This window comes from Spirosoma flavum, assembly GCF_042686045.1.
Taxonomy (GTDB): domain Bacteria; phylum Bacteroidota; class Bacteroidia; order Cytophagales; family Spirosomataceae; genus Spirosoma; species Spirosoma flavum.
Genome location: NZ_JBHUOM010000023.1, coordinates 976,978 through 1,000,050, shown reverse-complemented (window position 1 = coordinate 1,000,050; position 23,073 = coordinate 976,978). Strand labels below are relative to the sequence as shown.

The following is a 23,073-nucleotide window of genomic DNA, read 5'->3' as shown; positions in this document are numbered from 1 at the left end:
GGTTGGTTTTTCTGTGTGATTTATACGTATAAACCATTGATCTATACCATATAAGTGTCGATGCGCCGACGTGATTAATCAGTTAACAGGGCTGACGTTGTGTGTGTCGGGCTATACACGTGTGTTTTTTGCTTTGTTTTCTTCCACATTCCGACCTTGGCAAACCCATTTTACGCTCATCTTTGTTATTCGAATGAATGCACGCTGATCTGTGCTAGGTGAATAGGTCAATACTCATTTGCTCAATCTTCATTATACTACATGAAACTTCTTAAAGTAGCTGCTGGCGTCCTGAATCAAACCCCGCTTGCCTGGGATCACAACAAGCAAAATATCATCAACGCCATCGAAGAAGCTCAACGGCAGGGCGTAAGTCTGTTGTGTTTGCCCGAATTAAGTATTTCGGGGTATGGCTGCGAAGATGCATTTTTTGCTCAAAATACCATCGATCAGTCCATTGCTTCACTACTGGAAATTGTTGAGTATACGAACGACATCGCCGTAGCTGTCGGTTTACCGTTGCGGCACAACAATCGTACGTTCGATACGGCCTGTCTGATCGTTAACAAACGAATTATGGGTTTTGCCGTAAAACAGCACCTTGCCAATAATGGTGTTCACTATGAAACGCGCTGGTTCCAGCCCTGGACGGCCTACGTCCGTGACGAGATCAAAATTGGTGAGTTCTCATACCCCTTTGGCGATCTTGTCTTTGATTTGTCGGGGATTCGGGTCGGATTTGAAATTTGCGAAGATGCCTGGGTCGCTAACCGTCCCGGACGAATCCTGTACGAACGGGGTGTTGATATTATTCTGAACCCGACTGCCAGTCACTTTGCGTTCCTGAAATCGCAGGTGCGCGAACGGTTTGTGGTCGATGCCTCACGCGCCTTTGGCGTTAGCTACGTTTACTGCAACATGCTGGGCAATGAAGCGGGTCGGATGATCTACGATGGTGACTCGATGGTGGCTTCTAACGGCGAATTGTTAGTGTCGGGTGCCCGGTTGAGCTACGAAGATTTTCTGATCGTTTCGGCTGTTGTCGATGTGGAAGCTACTCGCCTGAATCAGACTCAAAACCGATCCAACCTTGCCTTAGCCTACCCAAATCTGCGCGTTGTGGATCGCTTCGACTGGCCAGATATCGCACCGGTTATCCAAAAGGCCCAACTTGAAGGGTGGGAGCGGGGCGGCTATTTAAAGGAGGAAGAATTTGCACGGGCTGTTGCACTTGGCCTATTCGATTACTTACGAAAAAGCCGCTCGCAGGGCTATGTACTCTCATTGAGCGGTGGAGCCGATTCATCCTCCATTGCCGCACTGGTATTCCTGATGATTCGCATGGCTGTTGAAAATATTGGGTTTGATGGCGTCAAGAAAAAACTCGGCTACATCAAGGCAATTCAGAGCTGTAAAACGCCCGAAGAAATGATCGGGAAACTGTTAACCGTTATGTACCAGGGTACGGAGAACTCGTCGGACGATACGTTTAACTCCGCTAAAGAACTGGCCGCCGACATAGGTGCGAATTTCCTGAATATCAATATTAACGGCCTTGTTGAAACATATCGCGGGTTGATCGAAGAACAGTTGGGCCGCAAGCTGTCGTGGGATACCGACGATCTGGCACTGCAAAATATTCAGGCGCGGGTTCGGGCACCAAGTATCTGGATGCTGGCTAATATCAACAATGCCTTGCTCCTCACCACGTCGAACCGTTCTGAAGCCGCCGTTGGCTATGCAACGATGGATGGCGACACGGCGGGTAGTATTTCGCCGATAACAGGCATTGACAAGCATTTTCTGCGGGGTTGGTTACGGTGGCTGGAAACCGTTGGTCTGAATGTTAAAAATGCGCCCGAACCCACCGACCGTACGAGCTTAGCCAGTAAACCAACGGCACCGGATGAGTTGATCAAGGTGGAAGGTTTACAGGCTGTTAACAACCTGCAACCCACTGCCGAACTCCGACCTTTAGACAAGAAGCAGACCGACGAAGACGATCTGATGCCGTATGACGTGCTGAATTCTATTGAAGAAGCCGCTATTCGGGACAAGCAATCACCGGTTGAGGTGCTGAAACTAGTTGAAGTTCGTTACGCTGGTCGAGATGGGGGGCCAATTCACGACCGCGATAAATTGTTAATATGGGTTGAACGGTTCTTCAAACTCTGGAGCCGCAACCAGTGGAAACGTGAGCGTTATGCACCCTCGTTTCATCTCGACGACCACAATCTAGATCCACGCTCATGGTGCCGCTTCCCAATTTTGTCGGGTGGTTTCGAGAAAGAACTAACCGAAATGCGCGACTGGGCGAACGAGCAGAAGCCAAACGGTCGCAAAGGCAAGATTGGGTTTTAGATGTATCTTTGTCAAAAAAGAAGGAGACATGATTGATGTAAAGTGGCAGGATTATATCACGGTCGATCCGGCTATCATGCTCGGTAAGCCTATCATTAAAGGCACTCGAATTACTGTAGAACTAATTGTTGAAAAGTTAGGGTATGGGGAAACTGTCGATGAGCTATTAGACGATTATCCTCATCTTACCCATGAGGCTATATATGCTTGTCTGCGATTTGCGGCTCGTACAGTACATAGCAAGCAAAGCCGCAAACTAGTGGCATGATAAATTTGCTGGCCGATGAAAATGTAGAAGGCAGAGTAATTCGCCTGCTACGTTCGGAAGGATATAATATAACATCGATACAGGAAACGCAGGGTGGTGTAGCTGATGAAACGGTGCTTGACACATCAGTTTCGTCAGCCGCTGTATTATTGACGGGTGATAGCGACTTTGGTAAGTTACATTTTCAGAAAGGCCAGATTCATTGTGGAATTATATTTTACCGTTTACCTCATACAACATCCGAAGAAAAGGGATAAATTATTCTGAAAGCGATACGTGATTACGGGGATAAATTGGTGAACTCATTTACAGTAATTACAGTGAAAAAAGTGCGAATTCGAAAAATGTAACTTTGAAACAACTTCTCCCCGGTATTCTTTTTGCGGCCCTTTGGGCGTCAGCCTCGGTTGCTACTAAGTTTGGTGTACAGTCGGTTCATCCACTTATTCTGGCTAACGTTCGGTTTTTTATAGCCGGTAGCGGAATGCTCCTGTTTGCGTATGGAATTCAGCGCAAAAAAGACGCCTGGCCTACCCGCCTGGAATGGCGGCAACTAGCCATCTTCGCCCTGCTCAATACAACTATCTATCTCGGCGCATTTGTACTGGCGCTCAAACAAGTATCAGCAGGAATCGGTAGTTTGTCAACGGCGACCAATCCGCTGTTTATTGCCCTGTTGTCGGCGATATGGTTGCGTCGGATGCCGCGCTGGACAGAAATGGGTGGTTTGTTGCTGGGCCTTGTTGGTGTAGGGATTGCGACCTACCCGCTACTCCAAAACAGCTACGCAACCGTTGAGGGATTGCTGATTTTGCTGGTGGGTATGGTCTCGGTATCAGCCGCCACGGTCTATTATGCCAGTATCGAATGGCGGCTTCCTAATCTCGTGATCAACGGCTGGCAGGTCTTGCTGGGCGGGGTACTACTTATCCCATTTACGCTTCTGGCTATTGCTCTGGATTCATCTGGCTTTAGTGCATCGCACTACGACGAACGATTCTGGCTGTCGGTATTCTGGCTAATTGTGCCCGTATCAGTGGTGGCCCTGCAACTCTGGTTTTATCTCGTTCGGCAAGATGCTATCCGGGCTTCGTTATGGCTGTTTCTTTGCCCGATTTTTGGTTTTGCGTATTCCTATCTGCTCATGGGCGAACCCATCACAACATACACTGTCGTTGGTACTGGATTAGTGATTGGTGGGCTATGGCTGGGTCGGAGCAAGTAATCTAGACTTTAGTCCGGGTAGTTGTAACCTACATACTACAAATTGGTCCACTACCACAGGACTAAGTATAATCCACGCTATTGCTTCACCACAATCATTTCTACACGACGGTTAAGTTTCCGTGTTGCTTCTGAGTTATTACTGGCAATAGGGCGCGTAGGGCCGTAGCCGCGTGTGGTGATACGATTAGCCACAATGCCATTTTTCACCAGGTAGTCTTTCACTACATCCACACGCTGTTTCGACAATAGCAGATTCTGGTCGAAGTCGCCCTGATTATCGGTGTGGCCTGATAACTCAATTTCGGCGGTGGGTTTCCCCTGCATAAATTGTAAAAGCTGTTCAAGAGCCGGTTGAGCATCGGGCAGGAGTTCAGATTTACTTTGTACAAACTGAACGGCTTGTAGCTGGATTGTTTTGCCTGTAGGTGCCACAATGAGCGGGGGCGTATAAATTACTTTGGCATCGAGCGTTTTAGGTGGAGTTATCCGTGAGTTGTCAACATTCTTAGTATTGCCAGCGGCAGATTGACCAGCCGTCGCTGATACCGTTGGGGTTGGAGAAACCGAAGGAGCCACCGACGATGCTGCTGTGGTTGCCACACTAACGGGCTTTGACGTGCTTCGAAATAAGCGAATTACTTTTCCGTAGAGTCGGTTCGTACTTCCCGATGTAAATGCCAGCTGCTCATCGAGCGCAGTATAGTCATTCGCTTTGGTTGTGATGATATACGATTGCTTGGGGTCCAGCCTGAGTTGAAACGTTCCGTCAACATTGGTAACCTGTTGTGAACGAACAGTGCCTTCCTGATTTTTTGCCATCACAATTGCTCCGGCAATAGGTCTTTCCGTTTTAGCATCCTGCACAACTCCTTCCAGAGAGGCCGAGCCATCAGTAGGGGCAACTTGGTGTTTAGGTTGTCCCCAAACGGTTGTCGATGCCAAGTCACTCAGGCACAGACAACCCGCAAATAATACATATTTTGTCCAATTCATACTATAAAGGCAACGTTGGAAAGTTGCCCAAAAGTACATTTAAATACGCAAAAATTAAGATATTGATTATATACCGAATGGACTGATTATAGGGCCAAATTTAGTATATAAAAAATGCGTATAACTGCCTGATAATGTGTTGTTTAATTGGGTGGAAAAGTTAGTAAAAAATGAACGCATGGAGCCGCTTTTTCGTTAATTAAATATGACACAGATAACCAACGTGACGATGCATTCCCCGAACGCTCAGGCACCTCTTGCACCGACTTCGGCGAGCAATCTGCCGATTGACGACAACTGGCGGAAGTCTATTCCGGCGCAGGTGTTTCTGAACCATTTTTTTGCGATGGATTACCATATTCATCACCAGAACGACCTTTTCGACATTGCTAAGTTCCCCGTTTTTCAGCAGTTTTACGGGCTTGTAACCGATGATAGCCGCAAAGCATTAGAGAAATTATTATTGAATAGTTGGAGTGCCGAATATGCACTCAGAATTACGCCTGTTGTCAATGATGAGCAGTATCTGCAAAGCTCACTGCACTGGACATTCCCACAGGCATATTATAGTGCCTTATTTAGCGCACGGGCATTTTTAGCGGTGCAAGGCGTTAATGTTAGCAATGAAGAGCTGATTCGCAAACGGGTAGGCAATGCAGTTGTACGGGGCTATTATCCGGCTTCCATTGGCTATTATGCTCTTGGACCGATCAACAGCTACCGCATTCAGCGATTGCCGATGGCGAAACGATTCAGTGTTGCCGCAAAAACAGATTTATTGTTACCGTCGCGGTCGGCTTCGGCACAGGCTGAATTAAGCCAGTTTCTTAAGACAACCCGCGACCAGCGCGTGCGGGCTTTGCGTAATGCCATTCAGACGAATCCGAAGACGGCTTTGCGTAGCCCGAAGACGGGTGAAATTCTGCAAAAATTCAGCGTGGACCAATACAAGCAATTAGCAAAGCAAATCGGCTATACGACCTACTTTGACATGTTAAGCCGCTTACGCATCTCGTCAACCAACCGGGAGATTGAACGGTTTGTTGATTCCGAAATCGATGTTAAACTGTTCCATCAGAGTTTGGTAAATATTGTGGCACACGTTAATTCGGTGCATGAAGCGTACATCGCCAAGGCGCTCGGTATTCAGGCATATCGACAGTTGGTGGCCAAGTTACCATCGTACTTGCAGGAGAGTTTCGTTCGTGAGCGTATGAATACCATAATTACGCCGATGTTGGAGGAACCACAGTCGGGGCAGGAGTCTTATTTACAGATAGCAGCCTAACTCCAACGTCTCTGTATAGTGCAGCCCGATAAGCAAATTTGCTTATCGGGCTTTTTTGTGAATACGTGAATATAATGGGTAAGGATTTTTCGAATGGATGAGCCTGACTGTATCAGCCCTTAACGGCTTTGAACTCTGCGTTCGGTCGCACCAAGAAAACGTCCTGAAACACGGTTCCAGCGAACCGCGTAGTTTTGATGCACTTCGACTGGTATCGGTCATCAAAGGCTTATTTACACTGCTATAAAATTAGTCGCATAATGAATACAGACTAGCTTAAAAAAGTTCGTCGTTGCTTCTTCATAAAAATAACAACAGACTTTTTTTATGTTTTTTGTACAGTAGTTAGCATTTTATACAGGCTGATAAATAGATGAAATCGCGTGTGAACCTGTGTTTAGTATGCGTTTTAATTATAAAAAAAATGGCACTTTCTCCTGTCACTATGAACCAATGTATTTACAGCGGTACAAATGGTGAAAGTGCCAAAAGAATTTGTTATGAAAAGAACGAAAAAATTATTTTCATAACAAATTAAGTTAAATGTATTAACATTTATATAATTCATTATCAATGGATTATATAAAAATAATGCTTTCAAAGCTTTAAACGGGTTTTAAATTAACTAAATATGAAATCGAAAGATTTTCCGGTTAATAATCTGATCATAAACTAATATTTAATTTATAAATCGATGAAAATAGATTTATATCAAGTCCATAAATTAATTAGTACAATTGCATAGACTAATTAACTAAAAGGTTAAAATGAAAAAGATACTTAATATTATTGCCAGCCCACGCGCCGATGAGTCCTTCAGTAGTAAATTGGGATACGCCATCATTGAGCAAATCAAAGAGGCTAATCCTGGCAGTACGGTGCAGACCCGTGATCTAAACCTAACGCCTTTTCCACACGTAGAAGTGGTTCATTTGGCTGCTTTCTATGCCCCGGAAGATAGCTACACCCCAGAAAGTAAAGCTGCTGTTCAGCACTCAAATGAAGCAATTCAGGAGATCATGGATGCCGATATTCTACTAATCAGTACACCGATGTGGAATTTCTCGATTCCGTCCGTTCTCAAAGCTTGGATAGATCATATTGCCCGTGCGGGTGTCACCTTCCAGTATTCAGAAAAAGGCCCGGTCGGTTTAATAAAAGGCAAGAAAGTATATATTGCCCTGGCTAGTGGTAGTTTTTATTCGGCAGAACCGGCTCAGTCGCTTGATTTTGCTGCTCCCTATTTGAAAACATTTCTGGGATTTCTGGGCCTCACGGATTTATCGTTGTTTCGGGTGGAAGGGACAGGCATCCCCGGTGCAGGAGATATCTCATTGGAAAAGGCTATTGCAACCATAGTACTGTAGAGATTCGATAGCTATTGCAAAAAGAACGGGTAACAAAAATATTATTTCTGGAGAAACGTTAGTGAATTGTATAACACATTTACAGCCTGATATTGACGAATAAGTTTACTGTGTTGCGGTAAATTGTGTCTTATTACCCTCCGTTCTGTATCTACCGTAATTTAAAGCCCGCTCTCTCTAACCGAGAAGCGGGCTTTCGTCATAAGCACAGGCCCAACTACACCGTCTTGACTAAGTCAACTAACGTCTCAATCCAAATCGGGCTATCGTTCAAACTTTCAACTAATTGCCAGTGTTGACCACCCGCCTGCTCAAATAATTCTTTGTACTCAACCCCAACTTCAATGGTTGTTTCTAAACAGTCGGCAACGAAGGCGGGCGAAAAAGCCAACACACTTTTGATGCCTTTGGCAGGGAGTTCCTTGATGATTTCGTCGGTATAGGGCTTAATCCAGGGATCGCTGCCCAACCGTGACTGAAAGCAGGTGATGTATTTGCCTTCGGGAAGGTTAAGGGCCTTTACCAACAAGCGCGTTGTTTCGAAACATTGCGCCCGATAACAATGCTGATTCAGCGCGTGAAGTGACCCACAGCATTCGCCAAACTGACAAACGGTTTTTGTTACATCTCCCTTCCGAATCTGCCTTTCGGGTAGTCCATGGTAGCTAAAGACGAAATGGTCGTAATCATAGGCGGTCATATATTTTCGACCAATTTGAGCAAACCCCTCAATGAAATTCGGATGGTCTAAGAAGCGGTTGATGAAACGAATTGCCGGAACCACCTGCCAAGTTTTGACGATGTCCATCACCTTCTCGTAAACCGAACCCGTGGACGCTGAGGCATACTGCGGGAAAAACGGAATAACGACGATATCGGTCAAACCGAGTTGCTGGAATTCGGCTAAACCTGCTTCGATAGAAGGAGTTTGATAGCGCATGGCTAATCTGACAACATACTCGTTGCCCAGCGCATTTTGTAACTCCTGCTCAACAACCTTCCCATAATACTTCAGAGGTGAACCCGTTTCTGTCCACAGCTGCTTGTAAATTTTGGCTGATTTGGGCGCGCGAAAAGGAGCAATAATGCCGTTGACGAGCAGAAAACGCGGAATCAATGGTATGTCGATGACCCGCCCATCCATCAAAAACTCACGCAGGTATTTACGTACGTCCGGCACAGCGGGACTGTCTGGTGTACCCAGATTAACGATTAAAACGCCCGTTTTGCCATACGATTTTTGGGCAGTAACGGGTGGTTGCAAAACAGAAACGTCCATGTTTAGAAAAACTGTGGTGATAACGATTATGTTGCAGCCATTTTAGTTGTAGCGGCTGCTTTCAAGATGGGTGGGCCATGTATTTTACCAACAAAAATACGATAAGGATAGATTTGTTGGTAAGATATGATTTAGATTTGTATAGATTTTATTTATGAGGCATGTGGTTCGCACCATGCGGCTTATCGCAATCATTTTATGACGCTTTCCCAACTCGACTATATTGTTGCCGTTGATACTTACCGGCACTTTGCAACGGCTGCCGAAGCTTGCCACGTAACGCAGCCAACGCTCAGTATGCAAATTCAGAAATTGGAAGACGAATTGGGAATACTGGTGTTTGACCGATCGAAACAGCCTGTTGTGCCAACCGAAACCGGCCAGACAATTTTGACTCAGGCGAGAGATGTACTGCGGGCCGCCCGACGTATTCCTGAGATCGTGAATGAGTCGAAAGAGGACTTTCGGGGCGATTTCAGAATTGGTATTATCCCGACACTAGCGCCCTATCTGTTACCCCGTTTCATTGGTGAATTCGTTGGGAAGTATCCATCTGTGTCAGTGCATATCCAGGAGTTGGTGACAGAACAAATTGTTGAAAAGCTGCGTAATGGATTGATTGATGTAGGGCTGGTCGTTACCCCACTGGCAGAAAGTGGCATTACTGAAATGCCGCTGTTTCAGGAGCCCTTTGTCGCGTATGCAGCCGATTCGAACCCATTGTTGAGCAAAACAACGGTTTCCACAACCGATCTGCTGTCTGATGGGTTGTGGCTTCTGACCGAAGGCCATTGTTTCCGGACGCAGGTCATGAACTTGTGTGGTGCCGACCGCCATGCCAACGGTAAAACGACATTACGTTATGAAACGGGTTCCCTCGAAACGCTTATCAAATTAATTGATAAACAGGAAGGCTTTACCTTGCTTCCCTACCTCGCCACGCTCGATATGGATGCTACTCGCCGGTCGAGACTCCGCCCGTTCGATGCGCCATCTCCCGTCCGCGAGGTAAGTTTAGTAATGCATCGAAGCTTTTTAAAACGCCAACTCATTAACGCCTTCAAACAGGAAATCCTGGCGAATTTACCCGCCGAATTAACCGGGACAGCGAAGTCAGGAAAGGTGATGAATGTGCGGTAGAAAGAAACCTGAAATGACTCTCTGTACTCACGCTGGCTATTTCCTGCGAAAGTAACCGGTACTGGTGGCTTCCTCAAGGGTAGAAATTGTTATGACAAGCGTCACGGTTTAACACGGCGTTTTGTCCGTTCAAGTTGCCGGTACATTTCGCCAAATTCGTTGCCGTTACTAATCGCATCTGTCAGTGCCGGAACCCCCGCCCGCCCAACCACGGCCAACCAGCGCGCCACTTCGTCAGCTGCTGTTTGGTAAGCCAGCAGTGTATGGGTATAGTTACCCCCAAAAAACTCTCGGGTAGTTTCAAGATCGGCCAGCTTTAACATCGGCCGTTGAGGAAAAGACAGACTGGCATTCTCACTGGAGGATGGGCTTGTCTGCTCTAAACTGTCGGGTTGTTCCCATACAGACGGGTTACTGAATCGATAATCCACCATCAAGGCCAGCCCTTCATTGAACCACTGCGGAATCTGGCGTTTAACGCGCCACCAGCCCAACCGTGTAAATAGTTCGTCGTGGCATAGCTCATGAGCAATTACATCTGTATTGTTACCGTCCGGACCCAGCACCAGATATGACGTGCCCCAGGGTGTTCCTACACTGCATCCGGCACCCTCGCCCCCCGCGCAATACCGTTCGTAGTCGGCTTGCGCAGGACAGTAAATGAGGGTGGCCTGTCCGCGTCGATCACCCCAGAATCGCCGGATACGGTCGAGGGCCGTTTGCGTATGATGGCGGAGTTGTGTCTGTTGTTTTGCCGTAGCCGTACGGCTTACATACACTTTACCCGTGCCCGCAAGTAGTTTGAAATCTGCCGATGTGCTGACGCGCATACACCATAGCACTTGTGGATACAGCCATAGAAAACCAATCGGTAGAGCAATCAGCAATAGTAAACAGTATCGAACTAGCACATATCCACGCATGAAAAAATTAATGAGATAACATAATCGTTTACGATTGATAGACAGACGGTTACAGATTAGTTTCTGACGTGAACCGGTATAAGTAGGGGGCCCTGTGAGCACCACCACTGTATTTTTTATCAAGCCGTTCTAAAATGTTCAGGCTAAGTATTTTACGCTGGAAACTTGACCGGCGTAGTTTTTGGCCCAAAATCGTTTCGTAAAGGCTTTGCAGATCGGCCATTGTAAATGTTTCGGACAGGAGCGGAGCTGCCCAGCGGTTAAAACCGATTAATTTCCGGTCGAGGTCAGCCTGTAGTGTTTCCAGTGCTTTTTGAACGATAGCCTGATGGTCCAGCATAAGCTGAGGCAAGCTGGATAACTCGTACCAATCACAGGTATCTGACAATAAATCAGGAATGGGCACAGCCTTCGTGAAATCAACCAGGGCATAATAACCTACCGAAACAAACCGGCGCAAGAGCCAATGGTCATCCGTGGGAATCACACCTTTGGCTTCCATAATGGCCCGTAGGGGGACTGCATCGTGTCGGGCAAGATCACCAAAAATATAAAATTGCTCCAGATAAATATCGATTAGGCCCGTCCGTTCGGCCAATACTCGCCGAGCGGCATCGTTCAGATTTTCGTCCTGCCGAATAAAACCACCTGGCAAGGCAAACAAGCCAGTATTTCGGTATTCCAACAGGAGAATTTTTAACTGATTCTGATGAAAGCCAAACACAACGAAATCCAGCGCCAGACCCGGTAAAAAATTGACCCCGTTAGGACTTTGCTCTTCTGGAGTTAATTGATGCGACATACTAGCAAAATTTAAAGCGCAAGTAACAAAAAATTGGGTGGTCTCACTTTAGTTTTTTATTATTGTCACAAAATGAGACAATAATCGATTCTCGTACTAACTAACCGTCGACTTTGGCCAATTATTTCTCAGCTGCTCATTTTTTACCCTAACAAAAACTGCATGAAAACCCTATTTATCCTGTCTTTATTGACTGTTCAAGCAGCCAACTTAGCCGTTGCTCAGTCGAATAAGACAACTACAGCTCCACAAGCTAAAACCGCCAACGGTATTGTTGAGGGAGTCAACGAGCCAAGCGGAATACGCGCGTTCAAAGGCATTCCGTTTGGTCAGCCGCCTGTAGGTGAATTACGATGGAAGGAACCCCAGCCTGTTAAGAATTGGGAAGGCGTACGTAAGACCGAAAAGTTCGGTCCCCGCGCTATGCAACGGCCTATTTTTGGCGATATGGGCTTTCGCTCCGATGGTATGAGTGAAGATTGTCTCTACTTAAACGTATGGACACCTGCTAAGTCGGCCAATGAAAAACTGCCAGTGCTGGTCTATTTCTACGGGGGTGGCTTTGTCGCGGGTGATGGCTCAGAAGGTCGTTACGATGGAGAAAGTATGGCTCGCAAAGGCATTGTGGCTTTAACCGTGAACTACCGGCTTGGTGTGTTTGGCTTTTTCGCCCACCCTGAGTTAACCAAGGAATCATCGCATCACTCGTCAGGCAATTATGCCTACTTCGACCAGGTGGCGGCTCTCCGTTGGGTGCAGCAGAACATCGCGGCCTTTGGTGGAGACCCCAAACGGGTAACCATTGCTGGCGAGTCGGCTGGGTCTATTGCGGTAAGTGCCCTCATGGTATCCCCATTATCGAAAGGATTAATTGCCGGGGCTATCGGTGAGAGTGGCTCGTTGCTTGGTGGGTTGCCACCGGCTCCGCTTGCGAAAGGTGAAGAAGCTGGTAGTAAGTTTGCTACAGGAGCTGGGGCAAATTCGCTGACTGAATTACGAGCGATGTCGGCTGAACAATTACTCGAAGCTGCTTCTAAACCCGGTGTCCCCTGGTTCACCGCAACTATTGACGGCTACTTCTTTCCAAAGACTCCTATGGAAATTTTTGCAGCTGGCGAACAGGCCCATGTGCCGTTACTAGTCGGCTGGAATTCGGAAGAGATGAACTCGCGTGCTGTTTTGGGAAAGGAAACCCCAACGCCCGAAAATTACACTAGTGCCGTAAAAAAATTATACAACGACCGAGCCGATGAGGTCTTGAAGTTGTACCCTGGTTCGACAGAAGAGGAAGTTTTGCAATCAGCAACGGCTTTAGCCAGCGACCGTTTTCTGGCCTACAGTACCTGGAAGTGGGCTGATATGCAAAGCAAAACGGGTGGGAAACCGGTGTATCGGTATTACTATTCTCGCCCACGTCCGGGCATGACCCCCGAAATGGGTAATGCAACACCCGGTCTGGCGGGTGGCGTAGTGAAATCAACGGATGCAACGGCGGTTAAAGTAGCGCCTGCTACGGGTGCTGTTCACTCGGCTGAAATTGAATATGCGATGGGTAATCTGGCGACGAATAAGACGTATGCCTGGACACCAGATGATTATAAAGTTTCGGAGGTGATGCAGAATTACTTTGCCAATTTTATAAAAACGGCAAACCCAAATGGTCCGGGTTTACCAAAATGGCCCGCGGCTAATGCTGGCAGTAGCGTTCAGTTTATGCAAATCGACGTGAACACGCACCTTGAAACAGAAAAAAATCGGGGTCGCTATCTGTTCCTGGACCCATTCTACACTAAGCAGTAATCGGGTTGAGTTGGGTAATTGACTTTAGTTGTGAGGGCAGTTTTAAGAAACTGCCCTCACTTCGTTTTTAACCGCCAATGATCATTTCGGCCACTTCCCGCCCTGTTTGCATGGCCGCGTTAAGGGATGGATAGCTCGTTTGGTCGCCACACTGATACAAATTATCCGTCAATTGAAGCGGTTGTCGGATAGGGTCGTTTCCGGCTTGCTCAGGATTGTAAGCGGGTAATGCGTGGGGTATGTGATACGTTCGCAGATACCGCCATTGGTACACCTCCTCGCCAAACCAACTGCTGAGTTCGACCCGGATTCGCTTCGTTAATTCGGCTTCATTCAACAAGGTCAACCCCTGTGTACTGACCGAAACCAAGGTTTGTCCAGCCGGTGCATAAGCAGGAGCAACGTCGCTCAAAATGGCAACATTATGTACGGCTGAACTGCGGTGAGTGTTGAGCAGAAGGAGTTTCTTCTTGTCAGGACTGTTGGTGAACTCGCCCGGCTTTACCGCGAAATAGGTACAAGTAGTATGGTTGAAAGCCTGTTCAGGCGGTAATGGACGATTGGTCAAACGGGCAGCTTGAGCAGCATCGACGGCCAGCACAACCGCGCGGCCAGTTAAGGTTTCGCCAGAATTGAGGTAAACCGTATTACCATCAACCTGTTTGACTGGTGTTTGCAACCGAATCTGTCCAGGCGACAACCGACTTGCTAACTGATTTGGTATGGCTTCAATGCCAGTTGCTGGTACAGCAGCCCCGCCCACGAAAAACATCCGAAAGCAAAACTCAAAGAAATTGCTTGATGTCGTGAGGGCATCCTCCAGAAATATACCCCCGAAAAATGGCCGAAAAAATCGCTCTATTATTTGCTCTGAGAACCCCATCTCGTACAGAAAGGCCAGCGTAGTGGTTGGCGTTTGTCGGAATAACTCACTGATGGGTAAGCTTTGGGTTCGGCGAAGGAGGTCAACAATACGCAACTTATCGCTCAGTGTTCCAATCGGCGACACTAGTGTTTGGAATATTGAGAGCGGCTCCTGAAATGGATTTAGTAGACTAATCCACTGCGGTTCAGAGACTCGCTGATGAATAAGCGCCCCTGAACGAAAGAAACGCAGGTCGAGCTCGCTATAGTTTAGCAACCGCTGGGCTTCAGGATAAGCCGTCAATAAAATCTGAAATCCCCGATCAAGCCGGAAGCCATCTACCAGGTCAGTACGAACCCGTCCGCCAATGCCGTCGGCGGCTTCAAGCAAAAGCGCGTTGATACCAGCTTGTTTAAGGTAAACGGCGCAAGTCAGGCCAGCCATGCCAGCACCAACAATGATGACAGGCGCATCTGCCGGTCCACCACCAGGACTGGGCGAATCTATAGACATACCAAGAATGCGTAGGTTCGTGAATAAAGACTAAAAGTATGATGCTATGTTCTCCAATCCATAAATCAGGGTGAAATTTGGTAGTACTTTTTTAATAAAAATAGAATATTTTAAAGTTATTATGTTTTTAACATATTGATAATCAGTTGCCATAAAATAAAAGTTGTTGCTTTTTTTTAGAAATATTAATTTTGCCCAAACGAATTGCGTTATAGCGGCATGAACCTGTTAGTGGTTGATAATTTCGATTCATTTACCTACATGCTGGTGGATTACCTACAGCAGGCTGGTGCAACGTGTCGCGTTGTCAGGAACAATGAGTCGTGGAGTCGTTTAATCGATGCTCCGGTCGATGCGGTGGTACTGTCACCGGGTCCGGGCGTGCCGAAGCAGGCGGGCCGTTTGATGGATATCATCGCGCATTATTATCGGCGTGTGCCAATACTGGGCGTCTGTCTGGGACATCAGGCACTGGGCGAGTTTTTCGGTGCGAAACTCACGTTAGCTGATCGACCAATGCACGGTAAGGTATCTACAATTCGGACACTGACGAACGATGTGTTGTGGCAGGGATTACCAGCCGAGTTTGCCGTGACCCGTTATCATTCTCTCGTCCTGACAGACCTGCCCTCTCAATTGATGGCTACAGCTGTTACAGGTAGAGATGAATTAATGGCGATGCGCCACCGAACATTACCTCTGTGGGGCGTTCAGTTTCACCCCGAAGCAGCCCTGACGCAGCATGGGTTGAGACTCATCGAGAACTGGATTAACTATGTGTTGTTTACCTATAAAAAAACCGAACCCACCAAATCCTTAACCGCTCAATACGTATGAATTACCAAATTCGGGAAGAAGCGGGTTTCCGCTATGTAGATGAGGGCCAGGGCGAAGTATTGCTTCTGCTGCATGGCCTGTTTGGTGCCCTCAGTAACTGGGACAGTGTTATCAATACGTTTTCTGATCGTTATCGGGTCATTATTCCGTTGCTCCCCATTTATGAAATGCCCATTCGGCAGGCGAGTCTGGAGGGTTTAATGGCGTATATTGAAAAATTTGTTGCGCAAAAATCCTTGACCGATGTAACCCTGCTGGGAAACTCGCTGGGTGGTCACTTGGCTATCCTCTATACGTTCAAAAATCCCGAACAGGTTCGGCGGTTAGTGCTGACGGGTAGTTCGGGGCTGTTCGAGAATGGTATGGGTGGGTCGTTTCCCAAGCGCGGTAGTTACGACTACATTGCTGAGCGCGTAGCCTACACGTTCTATGACCCGAAAGTAGCGTCGAAAGGACTGATCGACGAAGTGTTTGAAATCACTAGCAGCATTCCCAAGTGCATGAGCATTGTAGCTATTGCCAAGTCGGCGCAACGGAACAACGTAGCCAAAGATCTGTATAAGATTCAGGTGCCCACGTTGCTCGTTTGGGGGCTGAATGATACCATTACGCCAGCCGAGGTTGGCCATGAGTTTAATCGGCTAATTGCTGATTCAGATTTGTATTTTATTGATAAGTGCTGCCACGCGCCGATGATGGAATGTCCCAACCGATTTAACGAATTGTTAGATAATTGGCTTGCCAAAAATCCGGTGAGTGAGTTGGTGGCGTAAGTTTGTTGAGTGTAGTCGATACAGAAGTCTTTATTCTCTACACTAAATTTGAAAACTATGCGAGAATTTCCGTAGTTTTCGGCTAACAGTTTTTGTTTATTATACGACACTCTATTATCTATGCTAGCTGCCGAACTAATAGATCCCATGCTTCCAGCCCTGAAGCCAACCGACCTGGTCGGGCAAGCTTTAGCGTGGATGGCGGAGCACCGCGTCGGGCAACTCGTACTGGCAGATCAGGGCGATTACCGGGGTATTGTAAGTGAAGAACTACTTATGGACGTTGCTGATGAAGAGCGCTCTTTAAGCGATGTTATGTGCCTGTTTGAGCAAACTTATGTATACGAAGAACAGCATTTGTTCGAAGTACTAGGCGTGGCAACTCAACACCAAATGGAGGTTGTAGCCGTTCTCAACGAGGGACGTGAGTTTATCGGCACTATTTCTGTAGGCGAATTGCTCAAAAAATTTGCGCAGGATTTGGGTGTTCAGGAGGCAGGTGCTATTCTGATACTGAATATGAACGAGCGCGATTATTCGATGGCAGAGATCAGTCGCCTGATTGAATCCAATAACGTCAAAATTATCAGCAGTTATTTTTCCAGTGCTGCTTATGGTCAGCCCGACCGTTCGCGGTTGACACTCAAACTCAATCGGCGCGACATTACGCCCGTTCTCTCGACACTCGAACGCTTTGGCTATCATATTGAAGCAGCCTTTGCTAACGCCCCCGTCGAAAGTATCGATCAGGAGCGGCTCGACTTGCTTCTTCGTTATCTTAATACATAGTGATTAGCTACTGGTGGCTGGTCAAACGAATCTACTAACCACTAACCGGCCCAACGGCCCAACACTAATCACTAACCTTTATTAGTATGAAAATCGCCATTCACGGGCGCAACTTTCCCGAATCGGCACGACCCTACATTCAGTCGATGTTTGAGGAACTGTCCAGACGGCAGACCGACATAATTATCACACAAGGGTATCGCGAGTATTTAGATAATGCGGGTGTGGTTCATTACAGTGAGGCTACCTATACCATTGAAGAAGGTGTGGCCGATGCTGACTTTATTTTTAGTTTAGGGGGTGATGGTACGCTGCTCGACGCTGTTACGCACGTTGGATCCCGACAAATTCCGATTATCGGGATCAACATTGGGCGATTAGGTTTTCTGGCCACAGTAGCCCCAGCGTCGGTACGGCTCATGATTGATGCAATTTTCAATGGCCAGTACACGATTGATGAGCGAACTTTAGTGAGCGTACGGTCGAGTCAGGATATTTTTGGTAACCTGCCTTTCGGCTTAAACGATTTCACGATTACGCGCACCCAAACCTCGTCGATGATCACGGTGCATTCTTACCTCGACGGCGAATTTTTAAATTCCTACTGGGCCGACGGATTAATTATTTCAACGCCTTCCGGCTCCACAGGCTATTCACTCAGTTGTGGAGGGCCGGTCCTGTTGCCTCAAACAGAAAGTTTTATAATTACGCCTATCAGTCCGCATAATCTCAACGTCCGGCCAATGGTTGTTATGGACACCTGCCAGTTGGCGTTTGAGGTCGAAAGCCGGAGCGGTAATTTTCTGGCTGCTCTGGATTCCCGTTCGTTTACAGTTGATACGTCCGTCAGAATCAGTGTTCAGAAAGAGGCATTCAAGGCGCGTTTAGTTAAGCTCAAGGATGATAATTTTTTGAATACGCTCCGCAGCAAACTCAACTGGGGTTGGGACATTCGCAATTGACGAGCAGGCGAAAATGTTGTATTTTTCTTAGAATAGTCTTTCTGGCATTCTCATACTTCTCATTTCTGGCATAATTTTTATGGCCTATTGCCAATAAAAGCAATGGCCCTGCCGTTTCGACATTGGCTGGCCTCCGGCTTAGTTACGGTTGATTCACGTATTTCATAAATATGTATAAGTATAAACAGGTGGTAGTAGGCGTTGCGGCAATCTGTTTGCTGTCAGGGTTAGTTACGGAGAGTTCGGCACAACGACCGAACACGCATTTCGTTCCGTATTCGTCAATTACGTTTGGTGGGGGTACATCTACCTATTTCGGTGATTTAGCTGGTTATGGTAAGCCTATCAGAGCCTTATTTACGTTGCCCCGCTGGAATGTTGGACTGGGATATACACGTCAGTTTACACCGCATTTTGCCGCTCGGGCTACGTTTACCTGGGCACGGATTACGGGAGATGATTACAAATTCAACAAAAATGATATAAATAATGGGCTTGTACAGTATGCCCGGAATTTACACTTTCGGAATGACCTGAAAGAGTTTGCCATAACGGGAATTTATAACTTTGTTGCTGATGGGCGAAATTCAGACGTTCGGGCAAAATTTACTCCGTATATTTTTGGTGGCTTGGCGTTGCTGGCGCATAGTCCTGAAGCCCGCACACCTGTAGCCGATGGTACTGGTAGTGATGTATATGCCGGTCAGCAATGGGTTAAACTCCAGCCCCTGCATACCGAAGGGCAAGGCCAGCCCGGGCGCGACAAACCCTATTCACTCGTGACGCTGGCGATTCCAGTTGGCTTTGGCGTGCGCTACATGATAAATGAAAGCTTTAATGTTGGTGCGGAGATTGGTTTCCGTTATACATTTACTGACTATCTTGACGATGTAGGTAGTGGGACATATCCCGATCCAGCTACTTTACAGGGTGTAGCATCAGTCATGTCGGATCGACGGCAGAAAGAGCAATTTGCGGCCCGGTACCTAAAGAATCCGCCTGATCGCTATACCGTACTGGTCAATCTATTCCAAACGGGTACTCCAGACGAAAAGGCTGCTGTTACAGATGCATTAAACACGCCCAACCGCGGGGGAAGGGGTCTGTTAAATGATGGTTATTTGTTAACTAATTTTTCGATTCACTACATCATTCCGAGTAAAATAAAATGCCCGCCTATTAAGTAAAAGCGATTCCAGTCATGATAGTAGTAACTGTCAATGATTGTCTATGGCTTGTTGATCACTGTTACCCGATTTATGCATCAATACAGAATTAAGAAGGCCCGGCTTATTGTAGCCGGGCTTTTTATCAGCCTAAGTGTTCAGGCTCAGAAAATTGAAATTGGGGGCGGATTAGGTGGAATGCTCTACAAGGGCGATGTGTCTCCGGCACTCAATCCTCAATTTTATAGGCCCGCAGGAAGCCTGTTTTTTCGTTACAATGCCACCCGTTCATTTTCGATACGGGCAAGTGGGGCTATTGGGGGTATCCGTGCTGACGATCAGGCCAGCAGTGATCCGTTTCAACAAGCTCGTGACTATTCATTTCGCACCAGTATCGCTGAAGCAGAGGTCGATTTTGAGTATAATTTCTTGAATTACAAAGCATTGCCTAAAGCAAAAAACTGGACACCTTATATATTTGGTGGTATAGGGTTATGTAGATTTAACAACTCTGTTGTTCGGGTAGGTGGCGTCGTTACTTATCCGCTAGGCGTGGGTATTAAATATGAAATTAAGCGTCCGTGGAGTATTGGTGTCGAGTTTGGCACCCGCTTTACAAGGAATGATTATTTGGATGGCTTAGGTGAGGCAACCTTTGGTAATGCGCTTACCAAAGTGACGCAGGGTAACCCCGTTCTTAAAGATAGCTATACATACACTGCCCTGACGTTGAGTTATACATTCTACAAAATATTTTGCCCGTAAAAGAATATAAATAAAAAGGGAAATACCGAATCTTTAGAAACTGCTTGAGAACATCAGCAACTACCGGACTATATCTGTCCGTAAGTGAATAAAGACTCTTTCAGGAGTTGAATATTTAGTGGGTTTATCGAACGTACATAAGAGCCACACTTAACTTATCATAATGAGTTACATGGAAAGTTAAATCTAAGGCGCTCTTTTAGCTTGTGCTTCCAGAATCAATTGCAAATTGGCGTTTCCGGTAGTTATATGAGAATAAGTGCCTTTCCCTGACTGAGCTAATTTTTTGAGATTTTTCCCATTAACCTCATTCCGGCCAAAGGTGAACACCGTTAAAGAGATGTCCTGGGTACTGGATTCACCAACCAAATTGAAAACGTCCTCGCCAACCGGAAACTCGCCATCCGTTGCCAGAATAATACGGTTATTGCCCGCCCGAATATAGGATTTGTTGGCAAGTTTGTAAGCTAAGCGGATGCCTCCATCCCCGTCTGTATCGCCGTTAGATTGTAACTGATCAATCAGGGTAGTGATCTCGATCGCTTTGTCGCCGGAGGTAGGCTTTAGAGCAACACGCGCTTTACCGGAATAAACCACAATAGAAATCTGATCTTCAGGCCGGAGCACATTCAGGAGCGATTTTATAGATTTCTTTAGCAAAGGCATCTTATAAGGCGAATCCATAGATGCTGACACGTCTAATAGCAAAACCATATTGTTGGGCGCAAAACCTGTCAACGAAAGCGTGGCTTCCTGCCGGGCTGACCGGTTGATATACAGTGTATCTATCGTCGCCCGATTTACATAAACGGTGTCGTGCTGAATGAGTGTCTTTGTATTCGTTTTGGGATTTGATGAGTAAGATAGCGGTGCAGGGTTAACCGTTGTATGTTTATTGATAGGTTTACTGTCATCGACGGGATTCTGGTCGGGCTGAGTAACTTTTGTGGGGGTGAGTGGCGGAGTTATGGGTGACGTTGACCGGCGGAAAGCAAAGACATTCGGCTGGTTAACCACCTTTAGCACACCAACGTTGGCCAACTCGCTGAACTTGTTGTACGCGTAAACTAATTCGTTGTTGAAGAAATAGTAAAACGTTTCGTACGAGTGGGCAATGGATGCTGTAGTTGGCTCTTTTGTTTTTTGGGTCATTTCGGCCAGTCTGAGCGAATGCTCGGCGATATCCTCGTAGGGTGAGTAAGGACACAAGCCGTTGCTTCGTCCAAATCGTTGCAGACCCTTTAAATTCTTGTATTCGTTGATAATCAACTCTCTGGCTTCGGCTTGCAGCGTATCTGTTTCTGGCAACTGAGTGGCTTCTCCTCGCAGATAATCCTTTACGCCGAACAGAATTTCTTTATCTGTGTCCAATACAGTGAGTAGTGCTTTGCCCGACATGTTCCAGGAGGTAATTGGCTTTTTGACCGGATAGCTTTCATGAATACGCCGTACATCCCGGTAGAGTTGCTCCTTTTTCTGATCGAACGCAGTGAACAGGTAAGCATATCTATCCAAAATGGCATCGGAACGTTGCAGATGGTCCTGTTCATACTGCTTTCGGGTTGTGTAGTCAATCAACTCAATACTCAACTTGTCCATTTCGATCAACATACCCAGCAGTACCTCTGCCTGTTTATTTATTGAGATGCGATACGATTGTGGAATCTGCTGGCTATTCAGAAGTAGAAGCTGGTATTCCGAAACGGGTACTTTGTAAGCCTCATGCGAATAGGTTAGTGCATTTCCATGAAGGTTGCCGGATGACTCTCGATAATGATCTGCCGAAGACTGGTAGTCGCGCACTAGTGTCTGCAAATGGTTCATCTGTCGCAACGACTCATTGATAAACTCCACATAAGCGTTTAGTGAATGAAACGTGGCCGTACTTGCTGGAGCAACAGCGGGATTTGTAGTAAAGACAATGGGTAACGTATTCCGAAACGGTTCGGTCTGGGTGGTTTTCTGGACGGTCAGCGCAGGAGGATCAATTCTAAAAACGAGCGAGAATTTAGGATAATCCAGCAACTGTTTGATAGATTTACTGTATTGGACAAAGTTCTTCTGCCAGCTTAATAAATCGTTGTTGTAGTGGTTAACGAGTGAACGATAGACCTCGTTTCCATGACTGGATGTTTGCCGGGCAGCAAATGTATAATCATCGACAGCTTGCTTTTTTACATCCTGAATTGTTTGTAAACCCGTCTTAAACGAGTTTAGCATGTCGGATGCAGGATAGTCGATAGCCGACTTAGCCTTTCCAAAGTCGGAAAGGAGTTTCTCATCTGCGACAATGCTTTGTTGAACAAGTTCTACGGGCCAATTTGACCGATTTTTTTCATTCAAATAATAGCCTAGCGTATTAAGCAAGTGTTGCTGACTAACCAGTATCTGTTCCATTTCTTTCTCCGTGAACAGGTAGGCATCTGTTTCCCGGTAAGGCTGGTAGCGACGATAAATCCGTTGAATCTGTTTATAGAATTCGGCTTTATCCTGACTGAATTGATCAGTAAGTAGCTGAAAATTAGAAATTAATTCATTGGATTTTTTAAACTTATCGCGTTCGTAATCCTTCAGTCGATTGTAGGTTTCTAATGCTTTAGTCGTTTGATCAATTTTGGTTATCAGCTTCCAGAGTGCTTGAGCGCTTGTCTTTAATCGTTGATTTTCGATTTCGGTCAAGGCGTTGCCATCTATTGCTTTTCGGTAATAATACTCCTCCAACAAACCGGAAGATGGTAAGTTAGGCTGGTTACCAATGTGTGATTGATAGGCGCTTGTAGATGTATAATAAGTCTGGATTTGCTGAAAACGACTGGCTACCTCATCGGTTGATTGATTCAGGAAAGCTATGTACTGGTTGAGCGCCTGTTGAGGTGTTTCTCTGGGGGAACCGCCCGTTATAAACACAGCGGAGAATAGTAGAAAGAAGCAAAAGAATGTCTGCATGATCGAAGT

General features: G+C 46.5%; 21 protein-coding genes. 15 read left to right on the top strand and 6 right to left on the bottom strand.

Translation table 11 applies throughout. From position 1 onward, the window contains the following. Positions 1–261: 261 nt before the first annotated feature. From nadE to ACFS25_RS24930, 4 genes are all read left to right on the top strand, one after another. Positions 262–2,361: an NAD(+) synthase gene (gene nadE / locus ACFS25_RS24945; protein WP_381506469.1), complete on the top strand. Its 2,100-nt coding sequence runs from the start codon at positions 262–264 to the stop codon at positions 2,359–2,361. 28 nt (positions 2,362–2,389) lie between these two features. Beyond that, on the top strand, positions 2,390–2,629 hold the full coding sequence (locus tag ACFS25_RS24940; protein WP_381506467.1) for a DUF433 domain-containing protein: 240 nt from the start codon (positions 2,390–2,392) through the stop codon (positions 2,627–2,629). Continuing rightward, positions 2,626–2,886 (top strand): DUF5615 family PIN-like protein, encoded by a 261-nt coding sequence (locus ACFS25_RS24935; RefSeq protein ID WP_381506465.1) that lies wholly within the window; start codon positions 2,626–2,628, stop codon positions 2,884–2,886. Before ACFS25_RS24940 ends, ACFS25_RS24935 begins: the two co-directional genes overlap by 4 nt. A gap of 95 nt (positions 2,887–2,981) precedes the next feature. After that, positions 2,982–3,854 carry a DMT family transporter gene (locus ACFS25_RS24930; protein ID WP_381506464.1) on the top strand — a complete coding sequence of 291 codons (873 nt, stop codon included), beginning with the start codon at positions 2,982–2,984 and terminating at the stop codon, positions 3,852–3,854. A gap of 77 nt (positions 3,855–3,931) precedes the next feature. Here the strand turns inward: ACFS25_RS24930 and ACFS25_RS24925 are convergent, their stop codons facing one another. After that, the gene (locus tag ACFS25_RS24925) at positions 3,932–4,849 is read right to left on the bottom strand and encodes an OmpA family protein (protein ID WP_381506462.1); all 918 of its coding nucleotides are present in this window, start codon (positions 4,847–4,849) and stop codon (positions 3,932–3,934) included. A 205-nt stretch (positions 4,850–5,054) separates the two neighbouring features. Here ACFS25_RS24925 and ACFS25_RS24920 point away from each other — a divergent pair, with 205 nt between their 5' ends. The 3 genes from ACFS25_RS24920 to ACFS25_RS24910 all read left to right on the top strand — a co-directional run bounded on the left by ACFS25_RS24920 (position 5,055) and on the right by ACFS25_RS24910 (position 7,504). Next, positions 5,055–6,137, top strand: a complete 1,083-nt coding sequence (locus ACFS25_RS24920) for a hypothetical protein (protein ID WP_381506460.1) — start codon at positions 5,055–5,057, stop codon at positions 6,135–6,137. Positions 6,138–6,234: 97 nt separating this feature from the next. Beyond that, the gene (locus ACFS25_RS24915; RefSeq protein ID WP_381506458.1) at positions 6,235–6,384 is read left to right on the top strand and encodes a hypothetical protein; all 150 of its coding nucleotides are present in this window, start codon (positions 6,235–6,237) and stop codon (positions 6,382–6,384) included. A gap of 520 nt (positions 6,385–6,904) precedes the next feature. Next, positions 6,905–7,504 carry an FMN-dependent NADH-azoreductase gene (locus ACFS25_RS24910; RefSeq protein ID WP_381506456.1) on the top strand — a complete coding sequence of 200 codons (600 nt, stop codon included), beginning with the start codon at positions 6,905–6,907 and terminating at the stop codon, positions 7,502–7,504. Positions 7,505–7,721: 217 nt separating this feature from the next. On the opposite strand, the gene hemH is transcribed toward ACFS25_RS24910, so the two are convergent. Next, positions 7,722–8,783 (bottom strand): ferrochelatase, encoded by a 1,062-nt coding sequence (gene hemH, locus ACFS25_RS24905; RefSeq protein ID WP_381506453.1) that lies wholly within the window; start codon positions 8,781–8,783, stop codon positions 7,722–7,724. Positions 8,784–8,981: 198 nt separating this feature from the next. On the opposite strand from hemH, the gene ACFS25_RS24900 reads away from it, so the two are divergent. After that, positions 8,982–9,923 carry a hydrogen peroxide-inducible genes activator gene (locus ACFS25_RS24900; protein WP_381506451.1) on the top strand — a complete coding sequence of 314 codons (942 nt, stop codon included), beginning with the start codon at positions 8,982–8,984 and terminating at the stop codon, positions 9,921–9,923. Positions 9,924–10,024: 101 nt separating this feature from the next. Here ACFS25_RS24900 and ACFS25_RS24895 read toward each other — a convergent pair whose 3' ends face one another. Then, entirely contained in the window at positions 10,025–10,846 is an 822-nt protein-coding gene (locus ACFS25_RS24895; RefSeq protein ID WP_381506449.1) for a hypothetical protein, read from the bottom strand. A gap of 49 nt (positions 10,847–10,895) precedes the next feature. Next, positions 10,896–11,648, bottom strand: coding sequence for an NUDIX hydrolase (locus ACFS25_RS24890; RefSeq protein WP_381506446.1), 753 nt, complete (start codon positions 11,646–11,648; stop codon positions 10,896–10,898). A gap of 162 nt (positions 11,649–11,810) precedes the next feature. On the opposite strand from ACFS25_RS24890, the gene ACFS25_RS24885 reads away from it, so the two are divergent. Continuing rightward, positions 11,811–13,448, top strand: a complete 1,638-nt coding sequence (locus ACFS25_RS24885; RefSeq protein WP_381506443.1) for a carboxylesterase/lipase family protein — start codon at positions 11,811–11,813, stop codon at positions 13,446–13,448. 67 nt (positions 13,449–13,515) lie between these two features. On the opposite strand, the gene ACFS25_RS24880 is transcribed toward ACFS25_RS24885, so the two are convergent. Continuing rightward, positions 13,516–14,826 carry a protoporphyrinogen/coproporphyrinogen oxidase gene (locus tag ACFS25_RS24880; protein ID WP_381506441.1) on the bottom strand — a complete coding sequence of 437 codons (1,311 nt, stop codon included), beginning with the start codon at positions 14,824–14,826 and terminating at the stop codon, positions 13,516–13,518. A 219-nt stretch (positions 14,827–15,045) separates the two neighbouring features. Between ACFS25_RS24880 and ACFS25_RS24875 the strand changes: the two genes are divergently transcribed. From ACFS25_RS24875 to porG, 6 genes are all read left to right on the top strand, one after another. Further along, positions 15,046–15,663, top strand: a complete 618-nt coding sequence (locus ACFS25_RS24875) for an anthranilate synthase component II (RefSeq protein ID WP_381506439.1) — start codon at positions 15,046–15,048, stop codon at positions 15,661–15,663. Beyond that, entirely contained in the window at positions 15,660–16,436 is a 777-nt protein-coding gene (locus tag ACFS25_RS24870; RefSeq protein ID WP_381506437.1) for an alpha/beta fold hydrolase, read from the top strand. The genes ACFS25_RS24875 and ACFS25_RS24870 overlap by 4 nt, the downstream gene beginning before the upstream one ends. 120 nt (positions 16,437–16,556) lie before the next feature. Beyond that, on the top strand, positions 16,557–17,225 hold the full coding sequence (locus ACFS25_RS24865; RefSeq protein WP_381506435.1) for a CBS domain-containing protein: 669 nt from the start codon (positions 16,557–16,559) through the stop codon (positions 17,223–17,225). A gap of 86 nt (positions 17,226–17,311) precedes the next feature. Next, positions 17,312–18,187, top strand: coding sequence for an NAD kinase (locus ACFS25_RS24860; RefSeq protein WP_381506433.1), 876 nt, complete (start codon positions 17,312–17,314; stop codon positions 18,185–18,187). A gap of 170 nt (positions 18,188–18,357) precedes the next feature. Next, the gene (locus ACFS25_RS24855; protein ID WP_381506431.1) at positions 18,358–19,374 is read left to right on the top strand and encodes a DUF6089 family protein; all 1,017 of its coding nucleotides are present in this window, start codon (positions 18,358–18,360) and stop codon (positions 19,372–19,374) included. A gap of 72 nt (positions 19,375–19,446) precedes the next feature. Next, positions 19,447–20,118, top strand: a complete 672-nt coding sequence (gene porG, locus ACFS25_RS24850; protein ID WP_381506429.1) for a type IX secretion system protein PorG — start codon at positions 19,447–19,449, stop codon at positions 20,116–20,118. Positions 20,119–20,304: 186 nt separating this feature from the next. On the opposite strand, the gene ACFS25_RS24845 is transcribed toward porG, so the two are convergent. Continuing rightward, a complete protein-coding gene (locus ACFS25_RS24845; protein WP_381506427.1) occupies positions 20,305–23,064 on the bottom strand; it encodes a VWA domain-containing protein in 2,760 nt (919 codons plus the stop codon). Positions 23,065–23,073 lie beyond the last annotated feature (9 nt).

Excerpts from the sequence above, each read along its gene's own strand:
- nadE (WP_381506469.1), top strand. The coding sequence starts at position 262 with ATGAAACTTCTTAAAGTAGCTGCTGGCGTCCTGAATCAAACCCCGCTT.
- ACFS25_RS24940 (WP_381506467.1), top strand. The coding sequence starts at position 2,390 with ATGATTGATGTAAAGTGGCAGGATTATATCACGGTCGATCCGGCTATC.
- ACFS25_RS24935 (WP_381506465.1), top strand. The coding sequence starts at position 2,626 with ATGATAAATTTGCTGGCCGATGAAAATGTAGAAGGCAGAGTAATTCGC.
- ACFS25_RS24925 (WP_381506462.1), bottom strand. The coding sequence starts at position 4,849 with ATGAATTGGACAAAATATGTATTATTTGCGGGTTGTCTGTGCCTGAGT.
- ACFS25_RS24920 (WP_381506460.1), top strand. The coding sequence starts at position 5,055 with ATGACACAGATAACCAACGTGACGATGCATTCCCCGAACGCTCAGGCA.
- ACFS25_RS24915 (WP_381506458.1), top strand. The coding sequence starts at position 6,235 with ATGAGCCTGACTGTATCAGCCCTTAACGGCTTTGAACTCTGCGTTCGG.
- ACFS25_RS24910 (WP_381506456.1), top strand. The coding sequence starts at position 6,905 with ATGAAAAAGATACTTAATATTATTGCCAGCCCACGCGCCGATGAGTCC.
- hemH (WP_381506453.1), bottom strand. The coding sequence starts at position 8,783 with ATGGACGTTTCTGTTTTGCAACCACCCGTTACTGCCCAAAAATCGTAT.
- ACFS25_RS24900 (WP_381506451.1), top strand. The coding sequence starts at position 8,982 with ATGACGCTTTCCCAACTCGACTATATTGTTGCCGTTGATACTTACCGG.
- ACFS25_RS24895 (WP_381506449.1), bottom strand. The coding sequence starts at position 10,846 with ATGCGTGGATATGTGCTAGTTCGATACTGTTTACTATTGCTGATTGCT.
- ACFS25_RS24890 (WP_381506446.1), bottom strand. The coding sequence starts at position 11,648 with ATGTCGCATCAATTAACTCCAGAAGAGCAAAGTCCTAACGGGGTCAAT.
- ACFS25_RS24885 (WP_381506443.1), top strand. The coding sequence starts at position 11,811 with ATGAAAACCCTATTTATCCTGTCTTTATTGACTGTTCAAGCAGCCAAC.
- ACFS25_RS24880 (WP_381506441.1), bottom strand. The coding sequence starts at position 14,826 with ATGTCTATAGATTCGCCCAGTCCTGGTGGTGGACCGGCAGATGCGCCT.
- ACFS25_RS24875 (WP_381506439.1), top strand. The coding sequence starts at position 15,046 with ATGAACCTGTTAGTGGTTGATAATTTCGATTCATTTACCTACATGCTG.
- ACFS25_RS24870 (WP_381506437.1), top strand. The coding sequence starts at position 15,660 with ATGAATTACCAAATTCGGGAAGAAGCGGGTTTCCGCTATGTAGATGAG.
- ACFS25_RS24865 (WP_381506435.1), top strand. The coding sequence starts at position 16,557 with ATGCTAGCTGCCGAACTAATAGATCCCATGCTTCCAGCCCTGAAGCCA.
- ACFS25_RS24860 (WP_381506433.1), top strand. The coding sequence starts at position 17,312 with ATGAAAATCGCCATTCACGGGCGCAACTTTCCCGAATCGGCACGACCC.
- ACFS25_RS24855 (WP_381506431.1), top strand. The coding sequence starts at position 18,358 with ATGTATAAGTATAAACAGGTGGTAGTAGGCGTTGCGGCAATCTGTTTG.
- porG (WP_381506429.1), top strand. The coding sequence starts at position 19,447 with ATGCATCAATACAGAATTAAGAAGGCCCGGCTTATTGTAGCCGGGCTT.
- ACFS25_RS24845 (WP_381506427.1), bottom strand. The coding sequence starts at position 23,064 with ATGCAGACATTCTTTTGCTTCTTTCTACTATTCTCCGCTGTGTTTATA.